This window comes from Bernardetia sp. ABR2-2B, from assembly GCF_037126435.1.
In the GTDB taxonomy this organism is placed as follows: Bacteria; Bacteroidota; Bacteroidia; order Cytophagales; family Bernardetiaceae; genus Bernardetia.
In genome coordinates, this window is record NZ_CP147020.1 from 2,834,785 (window position 1) to 2,852,362 (window position 17,578).

The window sequence follows — 17,578 nt, forward strand, 5'->3', positions numbered from 1 at the left end:
TTAATTATTTTTTTAGAGATATTTATTCTTAAAAAATACTGTTGAAAGCAGAAATCTACTTTATTAAATTCATATTTTTATTCCCAAAACAAGCACGTCGTCTATTTGCTCTTCTTTTCCTTTCCAGCTCTCAAAAGTATTTTCTAACTTTTCCAACTGCTCTTTCGGTGTTACTTCGCTAATAGTTTGATATAAAGATTTGAGGTTTTGACTTGTAAAAGGCTTATTTTCTTTCTCACCAAGTTGGTCTTGATAACCGTCTGAAAATAAATAAATTTGTGTATTTGGCTTCAAGTCAAACTCTTGTTTAGTATATGTTATGCTTTCTTTCCCATCAATAGCTGTTTTATCTCCTTCTATATATATTAGGTTTTCATTTTCTATTATACAAATCGGTCTTTTAGCTCCAGCAAAAGAAACCTTGCTTTCTTCTTTATCTATTACACATACAGCTACTTCCATTCCACTCTCTCCTTTTTTCTGTTTGCTAGTAAGCACTTCCCCTATTACACTATTCATACTTTCTAATATTTTCTCTGGAGAGTATATCTTTTTCTCTATGGTAGCACGGTTAAGCAATTGATTTCCAATCAACGACATAAAAGCTCCTGCTACTCCATGTCCTTTACAGTCAGCTAGAGCAATAATTATTTTACCCTCTATTTCTCTGCACCAATAAAAATCTCCACTTACTATATCTTTTGGTTTATAAAACACAAAATGATTGGGTAACAATTTATTTAGATAATCAGAAGAAGGAAGAATGGCACTTTGAATGCGCTCTGCATAATTTATACTGTCTGTTATTTTTTTTCTTTGAGTTTTTATCGTTTTATCTCTATTGTACTTTTCGATAGCAGATTCTATAGTCATGATAAAATCTGCTTTTTTCCAAGGTTTGGAGATATATCTATATAAATCTATTTTATTTATGACGTTGGTTACTCCCTCTATACTAGCCTCACCAGTAAGTAGAATTTTCATTGCGTTAGGAAGGTGCTTGTGAGCTTCTATCAAAAATCTGTCACCACGCATTTGAGGCATTATATAATCTGAGATAATTATAGTGATATTCTTTCCTCTACTCTTCAAAAAATCGATTACTTCCAACCCTTCATCGCCACTCTCTGCTGTTTCAATAAGCATAGACTCAGCAAAATGCCCAGCTAATTCTTTTTTTAGACTCTTTAAAATAATAGGTTCATCATCAACACAGAGAATCACGTTTTTTTCCATTTAACCAATAATTTAATAGTTTTTATTCACACAATTTTAATGAAAGATAATATACCTTATATTTTTATTCCTAAGACAATTACATCATCAATTTGATGATGCATTCCTTTCCAATCATTAAAAACAGTCTTTACTTGTTCCAACTGTTCTTGCATTGGCTTATTACTTATTTCTTGGAGTAATTTTCTAAGGTTTCTACTCATAAAACGCCTATTATCTTTTCCTCCAAACTGGTCTTGATACCCATCAGAATAAAAATACAGACTAGTATTTAATTGTAAGTCAATATCATGTTTTGTAAAAACAGAATTTTCTTTTCCGTCTATACCTACTCTGTCTCCTTTTATATGATGTAGCTTACCGTCTTTAATAATACAAACTGGTCTTCTAGCTCCTGCAAAAGAAATTTTGTTTTCTTTTTTGTCAATCACACAAATAGCCATTTCCATTCCTTCATGAATACTAGCACGTTGTCCACTCCAAACATCTTTAATAGCAATATTTATATTTTCTAAAATTTTTTCTGGCGAATATATTTTTTTGTCTATCACAGCACGATTCAGAATTTGATGTCCAATCAGTGACATGAAAGCTCCTGGAACGCCATGACCTGTGCAATCAGCAACAGCTACTATTACTTTATTTTCTTCTTCTCTGCACCAATAAAAATCTCCACTTACTACATCTTTCGGACTGTAAAATACAAAGTGGTTGGGTAATAATTCAGAAAGGACTTGCTCAGAGGGCAAAACAGCATTCTGAATGCGTTCTGCATACCTAAGACTAGCTTGAATCTGCTCATTTTGTTCTTTTAATGTTTTTTCTTTTTCGTAGTTTTCGATAGCAGACTCTACTGTCATAATCAAGTCTTGTGTTTCCCAAGGCTTTGAAATGTATCTATATAAGTTAGTTTCATTGATGGCGTTTGTAACTCCTTCCAGACTTGCTTGTCCTGTAAGAAGGATTTTTATTGTTTGTGGCAATAAATTATGAGCTTTTATCAAAAACTCATCTCCACGCATTTGGGGCATTATATAATCTGAAATGATAAGAACTACTTCTCTTTCCTTTTCTTCAAAGAATTCGATTATCTCTAACCCTTCTTCTCCACTTTCTGCTGTTTCGATAAGCATAGTATCAGCAAAATATTGAGATAGCTCTTGTTTTAAGCTATTTAAAATAATAGGTTCATCATCAATACAAAGAATGATTTTTTTATTCATATTATATAATCAATAGTTTTGAGAGAAAAAGTAGATTTATAGCCTTGTCAATTATTTGCATAAAATAGGTAATTATTTTTACTGCACCAAAAAGTAATCTTGTTTAATAGTATTTATTTAGACCTAGCTCTTTATTTTTTCTACCAAAAACTGAGCTGCTCGTTTTGCTCCATCTGACTGAACAAATGAAGAAGCTTTTTGAGAAAACTCACTTTTCATAGTAAGTAATGTTTTTAGTTTTGTTATTAGGTCTGAGTCTATCTGATTTTCTTCTAAAAACAAAGCTGCCTTTGCATCAGAGGCTCGTTTGGCTCTTCCATATTGGTCGTCATAACCTCTTGATTTTGGAATAAAAATAGTTGGGATGCCACAGGCTAAAAGTTCATGAAAGGTATTATACCCTGTTGCAGAAATAGCTAAATCCAAAGCAGGTATTAGTTCCATAAGGGGAAAATGTGAAAATGAAATAGCAGAAGAAGGCAATTCAGAAAAAATTTCTTTTAGTTCTTTTGTAGCATTTAAAGGCGGTTTGGGAACAAATAAACGTATTTTTTTCTGTCTTAATAATGAAGAAGAGTTTAGAATTAAATCAAAAATCTGTTTGTAGTTTTCTGTGGTGGTGGTATCTCCTCCTCCTCCAAGATTAACCAGAAGAAAGTTTTCATCTTTCTCTACTCCTATTTTTTTTCTAATCTCTTCTCTTGATTGAAGTTCTGATTTTTCTCGTATCAAAATTTCATTGCTCCAAAACAAATTTTCTTTTTTTGAGACTGGTACTGGTATTTTTACGCTTCCTTTGCTGTGTGGCGCAATAATAAAATCATAAAAATTTTGTGTTTCAATTTTATTTCTATCCATATTCATTTGTTCTCTATGAATAAAAAACTTTTTCCATTTGAGTGGTAATCCTAAAACAGAAAGCAAGTCGTTCATTGAACCCAAAGGAAAAGTATCAACTACCAATGCCACAGGGCGATAGGTATTAACAATTGAAGTCAGTATTTCGGAATAAGAAATAGCTAGGTTTCGTTTCAAAAGCCGAGTTTCTCTTGCAATCGTTTTGCTAGGCACTTTGTAGTAGGCAAAGCCTTCTTGATACAACAAATGAGAACCTTCTGAAGCTGTAAAAAATAAGGGAACTAAAGAAGAATCTTGTTTTTTGAGCTGACGAGCAATAGCCAAACTTCGACTAAGATGTCCTAAACCCAGACCATTGACGGTATAAAAAAGTACGTATTTCATAAGCAAAATTTTGTTTTCTCTAAACTACTAAAAAAGTCTATGACATAGAAATTCACCTTAGTAAAAAATGAGACTATTAATTTTTGTAATTTTGAGGATTATTAATTGATTATTCGAAATTCATTTATCACTAATCACTACAACAGATGAATTACTTTATTACAGGAGCAACTGGTTTTTTGGGAAGTTATTTGGTGGAGGAATTAATCAAGAGAAATCAAGAAAATTCTATCAAAATAATTGCCTTAAAAAGAGAGAACAGTAAAATCCCTACAAAGCTTCAAAACCATCCAACTTCTATCTTAGAATGGGTAGATGGCGATTTACTGGATGTTGTTTTTTTGGATAAAATAATGAAGCAAATTGATAAAGTTATTCACGGTGCTGCCATCGTTTCTTTCGATCCAAAAGATAAAAAAGAAATGAAAAAGACGAATGTAGAAGGCACAGAAAATATGATAAATGCTGCTCTAGCAAACGACGTAAAAGTTTTTTGTCAGATTAGCTCCGTAGCTGCATTGGGGCAGCCATTGGCATCACAACAAGAACAGAATATTAAGATTAATGATAGAGAAATTACTTTTATAGATGAAAAAGCACGTTGGACACCTGAATACACAGGTTTTAGTGCATACGCTTTCACAAAGCATTTGGCAGAATTAGAAGTTTGGCGAGGACAAGCAGAAGGACTTGATGTAGTAATTGTAAATCCTTCTTTTGTTTTGGGATATGATGAAAATGGACGAAGTAGTACAGCACTTATTGATTATATAAAAAGCGAAAAGCCATACTACGGAGGTGGTTTTAGTAATTTTGTAGATGTACGTGATGTAGCAGAAATGACTATTTCACTTTTAGAAAAACCTGAACTTCATAACGAACGCTATATTTTGAATGGGGGAACAGTGGCTTATTCGGAGCTTATGCCTAAAATTGCTATTGCTCTTGATAAAAAACCACCTCATAAACCTGTTCCGAGTTGGATAAAAAAATACGGTTGGAGAGTAGCCAAAGCGTGGAGTTTTGTGAGTGGAAGTTCGCCCATTATTACGAAAGATTCTTTAGAAGCAGCCAGCCGAACAGTTACTCATTCTAACCAAAAAGTAAAAGATAAATTAAATACAGAGTTTAGAAGTTTGGAGGAAACTGTGGCGTGGATTGGGGAGAAGTATGGGGATTGATTATTTTTCAATTTACTTTCGTCCATTTCATATTATCTGCTGTTGTATATTCTATCAAACCTTCTTGTTTTGTAAAAATAAAGCCTTTAATAGGGTAACCAAAGTAATTCAAACTATTTTTGTAAAAAATATTAATATAATCTGTATTACGATTTACGCCTATTTTCATGGAAGAAGCATAAATATCATTATTATCTACATTAAAAGAACCCGAAAGATACTTATCTTCAGGATAATAAACATTGATATCTACGTAAGAGGAACGGCTTGCATAAAGGTTAAATTTTATCTCATCATTTTTGGTAGAAAGTAAACTAACCATTTCAGTTTCACAACTACCTAGACATTCATCTCCTCCACAAATTTGTGTTTCAGATATTCTTTCTACTTTCAAAGAATCAATATTACCACTTTCATCTTCAAAAATAAAAAACTTTTTGTCTTCATAAGGTATAATCCACTCAAAAGCATTTTGGCTTACTTTATAATCTGGAGAGTTGCAAAAACAATCTTGAGAAGTAACAATACAACAACTACTTAAAAAAAGCAATCCAATTATCACAAAGTATTTCATATCAATTTTAGTTTTTTTGAGGAATTTTGGTTTTGAACTAGTACGAACTAATTTACTAATGTGCGACAATCTAAATAAATTATTTTTTCTTATAGATTCCAAATTCCGAAAAATCTATAAAGTTTTGTAACTTTGAAACATAAGTAAGGAGTAATTTATTATATCCTTATTCAGATTTATTTTTTTATTAAATATAGATAAACTTAACTAACAAGATGACAAAAGTAACCGTAGTAGGCGCAGGAAATGTAGGCGCAACGTGTGCAGACGTACTTGCAACTCGTGAAATATGCCAAGAAGTAGTTTTAGTAGATATTAAAGAAGGTTTTGCAGAAGGCAAGGCATTAGATATTTGGCAAAAAGCTCCAGTTATTGGATATGATACTCGTACAGTAGGCGTAACAGGAGATTATAAGCGTACAGCAGATTCAGATGTTGTTGTTATTACTTCTGGTTTGCCTCGTAAACCAGGTATGACTCGTGATGATTTGATTGCAACCAATGCAAAAATCGTAAACGAAGTTACTTCAAAAGTAATTGAGCATTCTCCAAATGCAATTATCATTATCGTTTCGAATCCTTTGGACGTAATGACGTATGCAGCTCATTTGGCTTCTAAAAAAGACCGTCGTCAAGTAATGGGAATGGCTGGTATCTTGGATACAGCTCGTTACCGTGCATTTTTGGCTGAGGCATTAGACGTTTCTCCAAAAGAAATTCAAGCTATTTTGATGGGTGGACACGGCGATACAATGGTTCCACTTCCTCGTTATACAACAGTTGCTGGTATTCCTGTAACTGAAATGATTGATGCAGACAAGTTAGAGGCAATCGTTCAACGCACTAAAAAAGGTGGTGGAGAACTTGTTAAATTGATGGGAACTTCTGCTTGGTATGCTCCAGGGGCTGCTGCTGCTCAAATGGTAGAGGCTATCGTTAAGAATCAGCGTAGAGTATTCCCTGTTTGTGTGAAACTAGAAGGAGAGTACGGTATCAAAGATTGTTACTTAGGCGTTCCTGTAATTTTGGGTAAAAATGGTATCGAAAAAATTATCGAACTTGACCTTAACGACGATGAGAAAGCACTTTTAGAAACTTCTCGTCAGCACGTTAAAGAAGTAATGGATACTTTTGACTCTATGAATGCAACTGCATAAGTTGAATCAAATATTTTTTATAAAAAAGTCCATAATTCATTTTATGGGCTTTTTTTGTGGATAATATTTCAAAACTATATGTACTGGTTAAACTTGTAAAGTCAGTTCAAACATGTTTATTATATAATTCGTATTTTTAGTGTTTTGTTAATCACAATTCAATTTATTCTTTTAAGATTCTATTATTATGCCTAATGGCGTTCACTATTTAGATACAAAATCTGCTCAAATTTATCAAAGTTCTTCTGACCAGTTATATTTCTTCAAAGTATTTATTGGAAACCAAACTATCGAAGTAGAAGAAGGTGATTGTATTTATTATTTTGATGATGTTCTTGAGTATGCACATTTAAAAAAAGGAAAGTGTAGCATCAACTCTTTGCATTGTGCTACACTTATACGAGGTTATATGCCTCCAGAAGCTAGTATTTCTCTCAAAGGAGTTACGGTTCTGCCGTATATCAATGGCTGTTCTACTAAACAGCTTTTTCCTCCCATTAGGCAAGGCGACCCTACTTTGCAATATCTTTATATGCCTCCTAATAGTAGTGAACAGGCTCATCACATACACTCTACAGCACGAGTGGTTCTTGTACTGAGAGGAAAAGGACAAAGCATTGTCGGCTTAGATAAACATGCACATACTGAAGAATTATATAAAGGAAAAGTTTGTATATTAGAGCCTATGTGTCCTCATCATTTTGAAACACCTTTTGACGAACCTCTAGTTGTAGTTCCTCTGCATATTTTTTCGTCTATACCTCAATCTGAACAAAATCACCCTATGTATAATGGTACTTACAGAATATAAAACTATTTTTGATGACTTCATCAAATCATTTAATAAAATGTGTGGGGAGTCAGGGCATACCTACTTGGTTCGTCAGCAGACCTATAACTATGAAACAGGTTCTCGGACAGTTGATGAAAAATATAAAGTTAAATACAAACATGATAGAAAAGACAATACTTGGGAAATTTATGCTACTCCAAGAAGTTGGTTTTCGTTCAAGAAATTTCCACTTATCAAACTTGAATTTTCTGATAAGATAGTTATTACAGGCATTGCTACTAATAAAATAGACTCTATTGTAGAGAATAATGTTGATAGCTTGAAAAAGCTACTTAAAGACTACCAAGAAAAAGTTAGAAATCTCAATCCTGATACTTTTGCTCGTCTATAAATTAAAATGATGAACACTCCACTAACTTTTCTACCTTTATCAAAACTGCTGCGAAATCCTTTTTATTACAGAAAATGTAAAAAGGAATACTTAGCTGCTTGTCGTTTTTTTGGGTGTACACTCATAGATCGTACACAAACATTAGATATTGGACATTTAAAGTTTAAGGTTCTTGACCCTCTCTATGATTTTCAAAAAACAGAACTTAGTTTCAAACAGATATCCCTTCTCAGAGCAAAACAATTACTAACATTTGCCCAAGAAACTGATAAAAGAATTTGCTTGTTATGGTCTGGAGGAATCGATTCTACTGTTGCTCTTGTGGCTCTTATTCAAGTAGCACAAGAAAAAGGTAATTTAGATAATCTTGAGGTATTATTATCTGCAGAATCTATCAATGAATTTCCTAACTTTTTTGAACAAGTTATACAAAGTAAAATTAATTATACGCTTTATCAGCCTCCTCTTTATCCACTTTTAGAAGACAAAACCAAAATCTTTATTACAGGCGAACACGGCGACCAGCTTTTTGGTAGTGATAAAGCAAAATATTATGTTCTATCAGAAGATGCTTTCAAGCCTTATCCAAATATTTTACCTTTTATGATTGGGCGAAAATTGGGTACAGAAAAACACACCCAAAAAATGCTAGACTTTCTAGTTCCACAAATCAAAAAATCGCCTTTTCCTATTGACACACTTTATGATTATCTTTGGTGGATGAATTTTTCTCAAAAATGGCAACACGTATCTTTGCGACTAATTAGCAAATCAGAAGGCTTGATTTTAGGACAAGATATGATTCACTTTTTCAGTAGTTCTGAATTTCAGTCGTGGTCAATCTCTAATCATCCTCTTAAAATTGATAGAGCTTGGAACACCTATAAGAAAGTTGCTAAAGCATTTATTCATGATTTTTTTGAGGATGAGGAGTATTTCTTGTATAAAGAAAAAGAACCTTCTCTTAAAGATGCTATTGTAGAAGAAAAACGAAATTTGTTTGTGAGTTTTCTTAAGTAATCCAAAACTATTCTGAAAATAGTTTGAGATATAAATGAACTTATTTTTCATCAGTCAAAGTTTAAAACATTTATCATGCAAAAGAAAGTAATTATTACAGGAGGTTGTGGCTATATTGGCTCACATACCGTTGTTGAGTGTTTGGAAAATTACACAAAGAAAAACGGCTATGAACAGGATTATCAAATAATTTCTATCGATAATCATCTAAACTCTTCTTCTTCTGTAATTGAAAACATAAAAAAACTAACAGGTAGAGAAGTGAAAAATTATGATATAGATTTGTGTGATTACGACAAGACAAAAGAAGTTTTTGAGAAAGAAGTAAATAGTAGTTCTGAGTCAGATTCTGAAATAATAGGTATTATTCATTTTGCTGCCTTAAAGTCTGTTCCTGATTCTGTCGCTGACCCAGTATTTTATTATCAGAATAATCTAAATTCTTTGCTCAATATTTTGAAGTTGAGTAAAGAATATAAAGTAGAGAATTTTATTTTTTCTTCTTCTTGTTCAGTTTATGGAAATGTGGAAAAATTACCTGTTTCAGAAACCACGCCTTTCGGAGCAGCAGAATCTCCTTATGCCTATACCAAACAAGTAGGAGAAAGAATGATAATTGATTTTGCAAAAACTTCTGAACATCAAAAGTTTGTTTTGCTTCGATATTTCAATCCTGTAGGAGCGCATATTTCGGCACAAATTGGAGAAGACCCAAAAAATCCACCGACTTCGCTTGTTCCGATTATTACACTAACGGCAGCAGGAAAAAGAGATAAAATGCACGTTCATGGAAGCGATTATAACACTCGTGATGGTTCTTGTATTCGTGATTATATCCACGTTTCGGATATTGCAGAGGCACATCGTTTGGCTATTGATTTTCTAGTAGAAAATAATCAGAATGACAATAAAGAGGTAAATCAAGTAGAGATTTTTAATTTAGGAACAGGAAACGGAGTAACTGTTTTGGAAGCTATAAAAGCCTTTGAAAAAGTAAGTAATAAGAAACTTAATTACAAATTAGGAGAGCGAAGAGAAGGAGATGTAGTAGAAATTTATGCAGATAATGAAAAAGCAAAAACTGTTTTGGGATGGATACCTAAATATGGGATAGAAGAAATGATGCGTTCTGCGTGGAAATGGCAAAAGAACGTTTTAGGAAATTAAAGACAATAAAAAAGGCTTATCAAATGTAATGACAAAATAGGAAAAGGAAGAGCTAATCAAAAATTTGCTTTACCCTTTAAACTATCAAAATGAAACTTTTGAGGAATTGATGGAATATGCTAATTCATATTTTTCTAAATAGCAGATTCATAAAAAATCTTTAGTAGTATGCTTTTTTTTATTAAATTGATACTCTATTGAATACTAAAAACAGATTTATTCCCCTTCTACAACTATGAAAAAAACAACTAATTTATCCAATTTGATGGTGATGGATATCGAAACGGTTGCTTCCCACGCTACTTTCGAAGAGCTTCCAGAAAACTTAAAATCTCTTTGGGAGAAAAAAGCTGCACGAATTTCTCCAGACAATACTCCAAAAGAAGCTTTTGAAGAGAAAGCAGGAATTTATGCCGAGTTTGGAAAAGTAGTAGTTATCGGAATTGGTTTTTTTGTAGCTCAAAAGAATGAAGAAGGAAAAGAAGAACAGGTTTTTAGAGTCAAATCGTTGGCGTCTGATAATGAAAAAGAGCTGTTGGAAGATTTTATAAAAGTAGTAGAAAAATTTGGTAAGAACTTGCAGTTTGTGGCACACAATGGAAAAGAATTTGATTTTCCGTATCTCTGCCGTCGTATGCTTATCAATGGTCTTGATATTCCGTATGCGTTGGATATTTCAGGCAAAAAGCCGTGGGAAATAAATCATATCGATACGATGCACATGTGGAAGTTTGGCGACTACAAAAACTTTACGTCTCTTTCTCTTTTGGCTGCCGTTTTTGGGTTGGCTACTAGTAAAGATGATATTGATGGAAGCGAAGTAAATGGTGTTTATTACAATGAAAAGGATTTGAATAGAATTGCTGTTTATTGTACAAAAGACGTAATCTTGACAGGTCAATTATTTTTGAGAATGCAAAATTTACCAATTATTAAAGAAGAGAATATTATTGTGGTGGAATAAAATACGTTTTAACACTAAGTTCTGAAATATCAAGGTTAATTAAGTTACACTAAGAGAGTAAAGAAATATCAAAAATGAACTCAAAAAAACAACATTGGGAAACGGTTTATGAAACCAAAACACCACAAGAAGTAAGTTGGACACAATCCAAACCCCAAACTTCGCTTGATTTTATCGCTTCTTGCAATTTAGATAAAAGTGCCAAAATTATTGATGTTGGTGGTGGCGAAAGTCTGCTTGTAGATTTTTTATTGAAAGATGGATTCACAGACATTACTGTTTTGGATATTTCTTCAATTGCTTTAGAAAAAGCAAAAAAACGAGTAAAAGAAAAATTTGGAGAAAAATCAAATTATGTAACGTGGATAGTAAGTGATGTTACAGCATTCGAACCCAAAACAAACTTTGACCTTTGGCACGATAGAGCAACTTTTCATTTCTTGACTGCTCCAAATGATATTTCAAAATACATTCAAATCGTAGAGAAGTTTGTATCAAAAAATCTAGTTATAGCTACTTTTTCGAAAGAAGGAGCAAAAAAATGTAGTGGTTTGGAAGTTTCTCAATATAACGAAGAAAGTCTGACAGCTCAATTTAAGAGTTTCAAAAAGATTTCTTGTTTGCAAGAAGACCATACTACACCTTTCGATACAAAACAAAACTTCTTGTTTTGTAGCTTTGAAAGAGTTTAAATCTATTTCAGAGAATAAATACTTTTGTTAATTTTAGTTACAAAATTACTCACACTCATACAATTCTTTTTTTATGAGTGTTTTTTATGCAAAATTTGAATAACTAAAAAATCAGGAATTATTACTTCTAACTTATTTTTTACCCAAAAACATAGAAATTCAGCACTTTTGACTGAACTCTATTACTTCTACGATGAAAAAAAATACTCTTCCCTTTCTCATTTTTGTTTTATGCAATGGTTTGTTTCTCTTTTCTTGTTCAACTGCCGAAGCTCCTCCAAATTATACTCAAACTTCAGATAATAAAACTGAAATTCCTGCTCCTGAAATAGTTTTGCGTTCTATTCATGATGATGCGCTCATAGGCTCACCTGCTTATGCACAACTTCGCTATCTCTGCAAGGATATTGGACCTCGTCTTAGTGGCTCTAAAAATGCTCAAAAAGCTGTTGAATATATGCAAAGAGTTTTGGATTCTATGAATTTGGATAGCGTTTATTTACAGCCTGTTATGGTTCCTCATTGGGAACGTGGCGAAAAAGAATTTTGTCAGATTATTGGCAATGACAAGAATAAAATCAATCAAAAAGTTCTTGATATTACGGCTTTAGGTGGTTCTGTCGGAACAGATGGAAGAATCAAATCTGAAATAGTAGCTGTTAATTCTTTAGAGGATTTAGAAAACTTATCTAAAAAAGAAGCTAAAAAATATGAAGGCAAAATAATTTTTGTAACACAGCCAATGAATGCAAAATTTATAAATACAGGTTCGGCGTATGGAGCTTGTTCTTCGGTACGTGTGCGTGGTGCAAATTATGCTGCAAAAGTAGGTGCAAAAGGCTTTTTATTGCGTTCGCTGACACTTGCAACTGATAATCATCCACATACAGGAGTTATGATTTATGAAGAAGATGGAAGAAAAATTCCTGCTGCTGCACTAAGTACAAATTCGGCTAATTATTTGGAAAAATTATTAGTAAAAGCTGAAAAAGATAAGAAACCAGTAGAAATAGAATTACAAATGAATTGTGAAACGCTGCCAGATGTTCTTTCTTATAATGTTGTTGGAGAGCTTAGAGGGAGAGAAAAGCCAGAAGAAATAATTACCGTTGGTGGACATTTAGATTCGTGGGATTTGGCAGAAGGAGCGCACGATGATGGAACAGGCTGTTTGCAATCTGTTGAGGTTTTGAGATTGATTCAAAACTTAGAAGCTAGACCAAAAAGAACGATTCGTTGTGTCTTGTTTATGAATGAAGAAAATGGCGCAAGAGGAGCAAAAAAATATGCAGAAATAGCTAAAGAAAAAAATGAAAATCATATTGCTGCACTTGAATCAGATAGTGGAGGATTTACGCCACGAGGTTTTAGAGTGCAAGATTCTACTCGTTTGAAAGTTATTCAAAAATGGCAACCTTTATTTGAGCCATATAATTTACATAAAGTAGAATACGGTTATGGAGGAACAGACATTCGTCCATTAGGAGATTCTGGAACACTTTTAATTGGACTTGAACCTGATTCTCAGCGTTATTTTGACCATCATCATGCCGAAACTGATGTTTTTGAAAATGTACATGAAAGAGAGTTTTTGTTGGGAGCTGCTGCAATGGCAAGTCTTACTTATATGATGGCTGAATATGGAATAGAATAATTTTATTCCTATATTTCCAAACCCTAAGAGCCTTCGAAGACTCTTAGGGTTTAACTCTATTTTATAAAAAAAGCTATGAAAACTACCTACGGATTACCTGCTAAAAGAGAAGAACTTATAGATGTTTTAAATACTGCTTTTGCCGAGCAAAATTTAGATGATGAAGAATATGAAAACCGAGTAAAGGAAGCTCTAAATGCAAAATGTATTGAAGAGCTAGAAGTAATTATTTTTGATTTCCCTCAAGAAATAAAGAATAAACTATTTCCTAGTAAAAATATTTCACAACAAAAGTCAGACTTTCCACCTGCTGCTTTTTCATCTTCTAGTCAGCGAACTTCACATTCAAAGTCAGAGCATTCGTCTCCTAACAGTCATATTACCCACTCAAAATCAGAGTTTTCTTCATTTAATTCAACAACTTACGTAGGCTCAGAGTTTTCTAATCTCTTTCCAGCAAGGAGTTCAAAGGCTATTTTTACTACTGACAAAGAATTAGTTTCTGTCTTAACAGAAAAAACTGTTCATTTCCAAGCTGTTTTCGGAACACAAAAGGTAGATTTTAGAAATTGTCGTTTTGAAGGACAACGTTTTAGAATAGATGTAGATAGTATTTTTAGTAACACAACATTAGATTTGAGAAATCAAGACTTAGCAGGAAAACATATTGATATTTTTATAAAAGGTGCGCTCAACGAAATCAAAATTTATATTCCTAACGGTGGAACTGTTAATAAGAATGCAACTCTTATTTTGGGAGAGTATTCAATGAAAGACAAACGAAAAGGATTTTTAGGACAAATCAATAAATTCTTAGGCAATGAACAAGTAGAAAATGATTCAATTCCTTTCACAATCACTTTGCATGGAAATACTTTTATGGGGGCAGTAAAGATTATTTATTGATTTTGAAATAAATCTAATAAAATGAGCAATAAAATATGTATTTTAGCAAAAAAATAAAAATAAACTAGAATATGGAAAATGCTCTGCTCTGGCTCATCTTGATAGGAATAGGAATAATAATTTTTCTATTGATAAAATTGATACAGAATAAGGAGAATACAAACGGAAATAAACTCGTCGAAAATCTTCAACTTATAGAACGAGATTTACAAAAAATAGAACAGCAGTTTGTTTTTAATCGTCAAGAATTAGCGCAACAATCTAAAGAAAACCGAACGGAAAGCAACCAAACTTTTGAGCAGTTTAGAGAAACTTTAGGGCAAGTTTCAGAAAAGAATCAAGAGCAATTAGAAAAAACAATTCGCCAGATAGCAGAGGCTTTTCGTCATTTCAAAACACAATTAGATAGCAACAGACAAGAATCACTACAAACGATATTACAGTTTGAAAGTAAAATCAATGAAACTACAACTTCTAACTTAGAGAATATCAGAAAAACGTTAGAGTTTAAAGTAAATGAATTGCAAACTCAGAATACAGAAAAGTTAGAGCAAATTCGTGTCGTTGTCGATGAAAAATTACAATCTACTTTAGAAAAACGCTTAGGAGAATCCTTTAAAATTGTGAGTGAGCGTTTAGAACTTGTCCACAAAGGATTAGGAGAAATGCAGCAACTAGCCAACGGAGTAGGAGATTTGAAAAAGATTTTGAATAATGTAAAGACAAGAGGAGTTTTTGGAGAGTTTCAATTAGAAGCCATTTTAGAACAGATTTTAAGTAATGAACAGTACGCCAAAAATGTAAAGCCAAACCCGAATAGTAACGCTATTGTAGAGTTTGTTTTGAAGATTCCACACGCAAAAGATAAAAGTCAAAATGTTTTGATTCCGATTGATGCAAAATTTCCAGTAGAAGATTACCATTCTTTGATGGATGCTTACGACGCAGCCGAACCACAATTAATAGAAGAGAAAAGAAAACTGATGATAAGAAGAATAAAATCATCAGCAAAGGATATTCAACAAAAATATATTGTTCCTCCTCATACTACGGATTTTGCAATCATGTTTTTGCCTTTTGAGAGTTTGTATGCTGAGGTAATGCGCTGTGATGGACTTTTTGAACAAATCCAACGAGATTATAAAGTTACCATTACCAGTCCGACTACACTTTCAGCTATTCTAAATAGTCTGCAAATGGGATTCCGTACTTTGGCGATTGAACAGCGAAGTAGCGAAGTGTGGCAGCTTTTGGGAAGTATAAAAAATGAATTTTCTAATTTTGGAACAGCTTTAGAAAAAATCCAAAAGAAATTGGGAGAGGCTAGTAATACATTAGACCAAGCAAATGTTCGTTCTCGTGCCATCGAAAAGCAGTTGCAAAAGGTGCAGGAAATTCGTGTGGAAGAATAACTTCATCTTCAAACAAAACCTATAATTTATATGAGCAAAGGGAAATTCTTAGATAAATTTTTTGGTTTTGTAGTTGTAGCTGGTGTAGTTTTATGTTCAATCTTGTTCTTGATTTTTCTATTTAATTTGGAGTATCAAAGTTTTACTTTTGAGCTTCTTTCTTTTTATAATAAAACTGATAGAATTGGTTTTTTTCGTCAGAATTTACTTACAGAAACTCGTTTTTTTATCTTAAAAGTAGTCGTCGGGCTAACTTGTATGCTTTTTTCTGCTTTCATTTTTTGGAAGTGGAAATGGATAAAAAAGTATTTTTTTTTATCTAAAAATAGAATTTATATTGAAGTAGAGTCAATTTTAAAAAAGGTAATATATACTTGGAATGAAATTTCATTTTTTGAAAAATTTGTTTTATTTATTCCTCTGCCTATTTATATTATTTTTTGGTGGCTCTATGGTTGGCAAAACGATGAGATTTTTTCTTATACCTTCTTTGTTGATAGAGGTATTTTGGTTTGTGCTACTTATTATCCTGCTCCAAATAATCATGTTGCTTTCTTAATTTTTTCGGCTCTTCTTAATAAAATTATTCCTTCTTTTTTTTCTGATTTTATTTGTCTAAAACTTCCTGCTACGTGTTCGGCTATGCTTTCTTTGTGGATAATTTGGCTCTTTTTTTATAGAAGAAATCAAAAAAAAATAGCGTGGTTTTCCTTTTATTTGGTTGCCTTTAGTGGAGGTTTTTTCTTTTATGCAACACACGGACGAGGTTATGCATGGACAATTTTGTTTTTTTTGTGGTCTTGTTTTGCCGTTTTCAAAATTATTTCTAATCAGAATAAAGCCATTGTTGGTGTTTTAGTGACAACGACTCCAACAATCCAATCTAAAAAATACTGGTTTTTATGGGCTATTTCTTTGATTTTTGGCTGTTATACGATTCCAATTTTCATCTATGTTTGGTTTGGGTCTCTTATCGGTTTGTGGCTTATTGGAACAAATAAAATTCGAATAGAAAGTATTATAGTATCTTGTGTTTCAGGAATAATTATTCTGTTTCTTTATTCTCCTATTCTAATTATTAATGGTCTTTCAGCTATTGTTTCTAATTCTTGGGTTGCTCCTCTTAGTTTTGAAAAGTGGCTTGAAATATTTCCTTCGTATTTGATGGATGTTCACGGAATCGTTGGAATATTAGCTTTTATAGCTTCATTTATTTTATTTTTCCGTAAGAAAGAATTTAGAAAAACAATTATTTATTTTTGGTGCATTGCATATCTCCCTTATCTAATTACTTTCATTCAAAAAGTATTGCCTTTTGAGCGAGTTTTTTTATACAGACAAGTAGCTGAAATTTTGATGCTTTGTTTTTGTGTAGTAATTCTGACAGAAAAATATTTCACGAAGCTATTTTATAAAAAGTCTCTTCAAATTACATTTATTTCTTTAGCCATTTTTTATGCTAGTGTTAGAATGTATGGACAATATTATCATTGGAATATCAGAACGAATGTTTATCAGTTTGCAGAACCTTTAGCAAAAAAAATCTATACACAAAAACCTTCTTCTATTCTTGTTTTAGAGGATACATATAATGTCTTTTTAAGGTATTATTTCAGAGATTCAGATACGAAAGTTGATGTTTTGCCAAAATCAAAAACAGAATATCAAATTATTATTTTGCCACTAGAAAAAGAATTTCCATTATCCAAAACTGACAGTCTGAACTATTCTATTTTTTATAAAGATAATTTTGTAAAAGGATTTGAGAGAAAATAAAGCTATTTGAGAAGACTTATTTAATATATAGAATACTTTCCATAACAGTAGTTCGTTCAAAACCTTCTGATTTTGTTGATAAATTAAAATTTCATGTGATAAATAATTATCCAAACCTATTTATTCTTAAAAAAAAATAAGAGTATATGAAGTATTTATGTAACTAATCTAACGAATTTTAATTTTTTTT

Annotated in this window: 16 protein-coding genes; 12 read left to right on the forward strand and 4 right to left on the reverse strand. The window is 32.2% G+C overall.

What is annotated here, in order from left to right:
• Positions 1 to 69 precede the first annotated feature (69 nt).
• The 3 genes from WAF17_RS12110 to WAF17_RS12120 form a co-directional block, all read right to left on the reverse strand.
• Positions 70 to 1,236, reverse strand: coding sequence for a SpoIIE family protein phosphatase (locus WAF17_RS12110; RefSeq protein ID WP_338759672.1), 1,167 nt, complete (start codon positions 1,234 to 1,236; stop codon positions 70 to 72).
• Positions 1,237 to 1,292: 56 nt separating this feature from the next.
• Positions 1,293 to 2,459, reverse strand: coding sequence for a SpoIIE family protein phosphatase (locus tag WAF17_RS12115; RefSeq protein ID WP_338759675.1), 1,167 nt, complete (start codon positions 2,457 to 2,459; stop codon positions 1,293 to 1,295).
• A gap of 123 nt (positions 2,460 to 2,582) precedes the next feature.
• On the reverse strand, positions 2,583 to 3,701 hold the full coding sequence (locus WAF17_RS12120) for a glycosyltransferase (RefSeq protein ID WP_338759678.1): 1,119 nt from the start codon (positions 3,699 to 3,701) through the stop codon (positions 2,583 to 2,585).
• 146 nt (positions 3,702 to 3,847) lie between these two features.
• On the opposite strand from WAF17_RS12120, the gene WAF17_RS12125 reads away from it, so the two are divergent.
• Positions 3,848 to 4,882, forward strand: coding sequence for an NAD-dependent epimerase/dehydratase family protein (locus tag WAF17_RS12125; RefSeq protein ID WP_338759680.1), 1,035 nt, complete (start codon positions 3,848 to 3,850; stop codon positions 4,880 to 4,882).
• A gap of 7 nt (positions 4,883 to 4,889) precedes the next feature.
• On the opposite strand, the gene WAF17_RS12130 is transcribed toward WAF17_RS12125, so the two are convergent.
• Complete coding sequence (locus WAF17_RS12130; RefSeq protein ID WP_338759683.1) at positions 4,890 to 5,456, reverse strand: hypothetical protein; 567 nt, start codon at positions 5,454 to 5,456, stop codon at positions 4,890 to 4,892.
• Between the two features lie 215 nt (positions 5,457 to 5,671).
• Between WAF17_RS12130 and mdh the strand changes: the two genes are divergently transcribed.
• From mdh to WAF17_RS12185, 11 genes are all read left to right on the forward strand, one after another.
• The gene (gene mdh, locus WAF17_RS12135) at positions 5,672 to 6,613 is read left to right on the forward strand and encodes a malate dehydrogenase (protein WP_338759686.1); all 942 of its coding nucleotides are present in this window, start codon (positions 5,672 to 5,674) and stop codon (positions 6,611 to 6,613) included.
• Positions 6,614 to 6,800: 187 nt separating this feature from the next.
• Positions 6,801 to 7,424: a cupin domain-containing protein gene (locus WAF17_RS12140; protein ID WP_338759689.1), complete on the forward strand. Its 624-nt coding sequence runs from the start codon at positions 6,801 to 6,803 to the stop codon at positions 7,422 to 7,424.
• Positions 7,405 to 7,797, forward strand: coding sequence for a hypothetical protein (locus WAF17_RS12145; protein WP_338759692.1), 393 nt, complete (start codon positions 7,405 to 7,407; stop codon positions 7,795 to 7,797). The genes WAF17_RS12140 and WAF17_RS12145 overlap by 20 nt, the downstream gene beginning before the upstream one ends.
• A gap of 9 nt (positions 7,798 to 7,806) precedes the next feature.
• On the forward strand, positions 7,807 to 8,817 hold the full coding sequence (locus tag WAF17_RS12150) for a hypothetical protein (protein ID WP_338759695.1): 1,011 nt from the start codon (positions 7,807 to 7,809) through the stop codon (positions 8,815 to 8,817).
• Positions 8,818 to 8,892: 75 nt separating this feature from the next.
• The gene (gene galE / locus WAF17_RS12155; RefSeq protein ID WP_338759698.1) at positions 8,893 to 9,984 is read left to right on the forward strand and encodes a UDP-glucose 4-epimerase GalE; all 1,092 of its coding nucleotides are present in this window, start codon (positions 8,893 to 8,895) and stop codon (positions 9,982 to 9,984) included.
• Between the two features lie 235 nt (positions 9,985 to 10,219).
• Positions 10,220 to 10,948, forward strand: a complete 729-nt coding sequence (locus WAF17_RS12160; protein WP_338759701.1) for a 3'-5' exonuclease — start codon at positions 10,220 to 10,222, stop codon at positions 10,946 to 10,948.
• Between the two features lie 74 nt (positions 10,949 to 11,022).
• Positions 11,023 to 11,640, forward strand: coding sequence for a class I SAM-dependent methyltransferase (locus tag WAF17_RS12165; RefSeq protein WP_338759704.1), 618 nt, complete (start codon positions 11,023 to 11,025; stop codon positions 11,638 to 11,640).
• Between the two features lie 193 nt (positions 11,641 to 11,833).
• A complete protein-coding gene (locus WAF17_RS12170; RefSeq protein WP_338759707.1) occupies positions 11,834 to 13,294 on the forward strand; it encodes a M20/M25/M40 family metallo-hydrolase in 1,461 nt (486 codons plus the stop codon).
• A gap of 75 nt (positions 13,295 to 13,369) precedes the next feature.
• Entirely contained in the window at positions 13,370 to 14,200 is an 831-nt protein-coding gene (locus WAF17_RS12175; RefSeq protein ID WP_338759710.1) for a LiaF domain-containing protein, read from the forward strand.
• A gap of 71 nt (positions 14,201 to 14,271) precedes the next feature.
• Positions 14,272 to 15,612, forward strand: coding sequence for a DNA recombination protein RmuC (gene rmuC / locus WAF17_RS12180; protein ID WP_338759713.1), 1,341 nt, complete (start codon positions 14,272 to 14,274; stop codon positions 15,610 to 15,612).
• A gap of 30 nt (positions 15,613 to 15,642) precedes the next feature.
• Entirely contained in the window at positions 15,643 to 17,388 is a 1,746-nt protein-coding gene (locus WAF17_RS12185; protein WP_338759716.1) for a hypothetical protein, read from the forward strand.
• The last annotated feature ends 190 nt before the right edge of the window (positions 17,389 to 17,578 follow it).